This window comes from Streptomyces ziwulingensis (assembly GCF_039542605.1).
In the GTDB taxonomy this organism is placed as follows: Bacteria; Actinomycetota; Actinomycetes; order Streptomycetales; family Streptomycetaceae; genus Streptomyces; species Streptomyces ziwulingensis.
On record NZ_BAABIG010000093.1, the window covers coordinates 1 to 5,114 of the forward strand.

Annotated in this window: 2 pseudogenes; both read right to left on the minus strand. The window is 75.3% G+C overall.

The window, feature by feature from the left end:
* Nucleotides 1–3,466: pseudogene (locus ABEB00_RS36175) on the minus strand (type I polyketide synthase); the annotation flags it as partial.
* Nucleotides 3,440–5,104: pseudogene (locus tag ABEB00_RS36180) on the minus strand (acyltransferase domain-containing protein); the annotation flags it as partial. The pseudogenes ABEB00_RS36180 and ABEB00_RS36175, both read right to left, overlap by 27 nt.
* Nucleotides 5,105–5,114: the final 10 nt, after the last annotated feature.

The window sequence follows — 5,114 nt, forward strand, 5'->3', positions numbered from 1 at the left end:
TGGACCACGTCCACCCGGGCCATGAGGTCGACATCACCGCGCAGTACGGCCCTCAAGTCCCAGTCCACCCACGGCTCCAGAGCCCGGACACACTCCTCGACCCGCTCCGCGAACACCGGTGAGGTGTCGAGCAGTTCCCGGCCCATGCCCAGCCACTGCGAACCCTGTCCCGGGAAGACCAGCACCGTCCGCCCGGCCGTCCCGGCACCGCCGGTCACCAGCCCGGACGCCGACTCCCCCCGGGACAGCGCGNGAGGGACGCGTCCGTGCCGTCCGTGAACAGTGCCAGGCGCCCGGCCTGACCGGTCAGCGCACCCTCGGACGCCGCCGACACCACCAGCGGCACCACACCGTCGTGCGGCTCGCGGGAGACGGCGGGTTCCTCGGGTGCCTGCTCCAGGATGAGGTGGGCGTTGGTGCCGCTGATGCCGAAGGAGGAGACGCCGGCCCGGCGCGGGCGGCCGGTCTCCGGCCACGCCCGCTCCTCGGTCAGCAGCTCGACGGAGCCGGCCGACCAGTCGACCCGCGGGGTGGGCTCGGACACGTTCAGGGTGGGCGGCAGCACGCCGTGGCGCAGCGCCTGGACCATCTTGATCACACCGGCGGCACCGGCGGCGGCCTGCGTGTGCCCGATGTTGGACTTCAACGAGCCCAGCCACAGGGGCTGTTCGCGGTCGCGGCCGTAGGTGGCCAGCAGCGCCTGGGCCTCGATCGGGTCGCCGAGCGCCGTGCCCGTACCGTGTGCCTCCACCGTGTCGACGTCCGTCGCGGCGAGCCCGGCCGCGGCCAACGCCTTGCGGATCACGCGCTGTTGGGAAGGGCCGTTCGGCGCGGTCAGGCCGTTCGACGCGCCGTCCTGGTTGACGGCGCTGCCCCGGACCACGGCGAGCACTTGGTGCCCGTTGCGCCGGGCCTCGGACAGCCGCTCCAGGACGAGGATGCCCACGCCCTCGGACAGGATCGTGCCGTCGGCGCCGGCGGAGAAGGCCTTGACCCGGCCGTCGGCGGCGAGGCCGCGCTGGCGGGACATGCCGAGCACACCGATGGGCGAGCCCATCACGGCGACACCGCCGGCCAGCGCCAGGGTGCACTCGCCGCTCCGCAGTGCCTGCGCCGCGAGGTGCATGGCGACCAGCGAGGACGAGCACGCGGTGTCCACCGTCACCGCGGGGCCCTCGAAGCCGAAGACGTACGACACCCGGCCGGAGGCCACGCTGCCGGCGGTCGCGGTGGTGACGTAGCCCTCCAGCTCGGGGGGCATGTTGCTGAGGGACTCCAGGTAGTCGTGGATGGAGACGCCGGAGAAGACGCCGATGTTCGCGCCGCGGGTCGAGCCGGGGTCGATGCCGGCGTTCTCCAGCGCCTCCCAGGTGGCTTCGAGGAGCAGCCGCTGCTGCGGGTCCATCGCGAGGGCCTCGCGGGGGGAGATGCCGAAGAACTCGGCGTCGAACTCGGCGGCGCCGTGCAGGAACCCGCTCTTGTGGACGTAGGAGGTGCCGGCCTTGTCGGGGTCGGCGTCGAACAGTTCGTCCAGGTTCCAGCCGCGGTCGTCGGGGAACTCGGTGATGCCGTCGCGGCGTTCGAGGACCATCTGCCACAGGCCGGCCGGGTCGGTGACCCCGCCGGGCAGCCGGCAGGCCATGCCGACGATGGCGACGGGCTCGTCCGGGTCGGTCGCGAGCACGGCCGGGGCGGCGGCGCCGGCCGCGCTCTCGCCGAGTTCCTCGCGCAGGTGCCGGGCGAGCGCCACCGGGGTCGGGTAGTCGAAGATGAGGGTGGCGGGCAGCTTGACGCCGGTGGCGGCGGAGAGCCGGTTGCGCAGTTCGATCGCGGTGAGCGAGTCGAAACCGATGTCGCTGAAACCGCGAGTGCCCTGGGCGAGTTCGGGTCCGCTGAAGCCCAGCACGGCGGTGGCCTCGGCCTGGATGACGCCCAGCAGGACGGCTTCCTGTTCGGCCTCGGGCAGGCCGGCGAGGCGGCGCAGGAGGCCGCTGCCGTCGCCGGCCGCGGCGCGGGCGGAGCGCCGGCCGGTCCGGACCAGGCCGCGCAGCAGATGCGGGACGGCGTCGCCTCCGGCGGCGTCGGAGCGCAGGGCGCGCAGGTCCAGCTTGATCGGGACGAGCAGGGCACGGTCGGCGGACAGGCCGGTGTCGAGGAGGGCGAGGCCCTCGTCGGGGGTGAGGGCGAGGACGCCGCCGCGGCTCATGCGGGCCTGGTCGGTCTCGCTGAGGTGGGCGGTGAGGCCGGTGTTCTGCTCCCACAGGCCCCAGGCGAGGGAGACGCCGGGCAGTCCCGCCGCGCGGCGGTGGTCCATCAGGGCGTCCAGGTAGGCGTTGGCCGCCGCGTAGTTGCCCTGGCCGGCGGAACCGAGCAGGGCGGCGGCGGAGGAGAACACCACGAACGTACGGAGTTCGGGGACGAGTTCGCGGGTCAGCTCGTCCAGGTGGCGTACGGCTGTGGCCTTGGGGGCGAAGACCTGGGCGATCCGCTCCTCGGTGAGCGCGCCGATCACACCGTCGTCGAGGACGCCGGCGAGGTGTACCAGACCGGTCAGCGGGTGCGCGGCCGGGACCGTGCCGAGCAGCGCGGCGACGGCGTCCCGGTCGGAGACGTCGCAGGCGACGACGGAGACGGCCGCGCCGAGTCCGGTCAGCTCGGCGCTGAGCGCGGCGGCGCCCTCCGCGTCGGGGCCGCGCCGGCCGGCCAGCACCAGGTGCCGTACTCCGTGCCGTTCCACCAGGTGACGGGCGACGAGCCCGCCGAGGGAGCCGGTGCCGCCGGTGATGAGGACGGTGCCGTCGGGGTCGAACGCGGCGGCGGCGACGCGGTCGGGGCCGGGGGTGGGGCTGCCTTCCGCGTCCGCCGTGTCTGTGAGGTCTGCCGTGTCTGCGGGGTCCGCCGTGTCGGTCGTTTCGGCGCGGATCAGGCGGGGCGCGGACAGGGTGGTGCCCCGGACGGCGAGCTGGGGTTCGCCCGCGGCGAGGAGCTGGGCGAGCAGGGGGCCGGCGCCGGTGGCGGCGGCCGGGTCGAGGTCGACCAGGACGACCCGGTCGGGGTCCTCGGCCTGGGCGGCGCGGACCAGGCCCCAGACGGCGGCGCCGGCCGGGTCGGTGACGGCGGTGTCGCCGGTGGCCACCGCGCCCCGGGTGGCGACCACCAGCCGGGCGGCTTCCAGGCCGGGTGCGGCCAGCCAGGTCTGGAGTACGCGCAGGACGCGGACGGTCAGGGTCTCGGCGTCGGCGCCGTCGCTGTCGGCGTCGAGGACGGCGGCACCGGGGGCGCTCTCGCGGGCGGCGAGCGCGGTGACGTCGTCGGCGTCGGCCACGGGCACCCAGGCGGGCGCCGTGGTGGCGCCGTCGGCGGCGGGCAGCCGTACCCAGTCGACGGCGAACAGGGTGTCCCGCTGGGCGCCGGCCGCGGCACCGAGCTGCTCGGCGGAGACCGGCAGGGACACCAGGGAGTCCATGGTGAGGACGAGGGCGCCGGTCTCGTCGGCGGCCTGGAACGACAGGGCGTCGGGTCCGGCGGGGGCGACCCGGACCCGCAGCGCCGAAGCGCCTTCGGCGTGCAGGACGAGCCCGTTCCAGGCGAACGGCAGCACGTTGCGGTCGTCGTCCGGGTTGGCGAAGGCGTTGGTGTGCAGGGCGGCGTCGAGGAGGGCCGGGTGGACGGCGAACCGGTCGGCGTGCTCCCGGTGGTCCGCGGGCAGGACCGCCTCGGCGAAGAGTTCCGCGCCGCGCCGCCACACGCCGCGCAGGCCCTGGAAGGCGGGGCCGTAGGAGTAGCCGCGGGCGACGAGGTCGGTGTAGAAGTCGTCGATGCCGACGGGTTCGGCACCGGGCGGCGGCCAGGCCGCGAAGTCGACGGCGGGCGCGGTGGAGCGGGCCGGGGTGCCGGACAGCAGGCCGGTGGCGTGCCGGGTCCACTCGCCGTGGCCGTCGTCGTCGGCGGCGTCCTCGCGCAGTGAGTAGACGTCGACGGTGCGGGAGCCGTTCGGGGTGGCGCCGCCGACGGCCACCTGGAGGCGGACGCCGCCCTTCTCGGGCAGGACCAGCGGCGCCTCGATGACGAGTTCTTCGAGGGTGCCGCAGCCGAACTCGTCGCCCGCGCGGACGGCGAAGTCGACGTAGACGGTGCCGGGGACGATGACCACGCCCTGCATGGCGTGGTCGGCCAGCCAGGGGTGGGTGCGCAGGGAGAGGCGGGAGGTGAAGACCAGCCCGTCGGTCTGGGGCAGCGGGACGACCGCGCCGAGCAGCGGGTGGTCGCTGCCGGTCACGCCGAGGGAGCCGGCGTCGCCGCCCTTCGCGGTGAGCTGGATCCAGTAGTGGCGGTGCTCGAAGGCGTACGTCGGCAGGTCGACGTGGGCGGTGCGGGCGGTCTCGGGCAGCACGCCGCGCCAGTCGACGGTGGCGCCGCTCCCGAAGACCTGGGCCAGGGAGGTCAGCAGCCGGCGCGGTCCGCCGTCGTCGCGGCGCAGGGAGCCGGTGACCACGGCGTCGGTGGCGTCGGCGATCTCGGTGACGGGCTGGACGAGCACGGGGTGGGCGCTGGACTCGACGAACACCGTGTGGCCCTCGGCGAGGAGCGTCTCGACGGCCGGGCCGAAGCGGACCCGCCGGCGCAGGTTGCGGTACCAGTAGGCGCCGTCGAGGACACCGGCCTCGCGGACCCACTCGCCGGTCACCGTGGACAGGAACGGAACCGTCGGCGCCTGGCCGCGGATGTCCGCGAACGCCTCGGTGAGGGCCTCCTGCACGGCTTGGACGTGCCGACTGTGCGAGGCGTAGTCCACGGCGATGCGGCGTACCCGCACACCCTGGTCCTCCAGGGTGTCCAGGACCTCGTCCAGGGCTTCGGCGTCCCCGGCGACGACGACGGAGGCGGGCCCGTTGACGGCGGCGATCTCGACCCGGTCGGCCCACCGCTCCAGCCGGGCGGTGACGTCGTCCTCGGTGAGCGCGACGGACGCCATGCCGCCGAGCCCGGCCAGCCTGCCGCGGATGACCTGGCTGCGGACGGCGACGATCCGGGCGGCGTCGTCCAGCGTCAGCGCGCCCGCCACACAGGCGGCCGCGATCTCCCCCTGCGAGTGGCCGACCACCGCGTCCGGT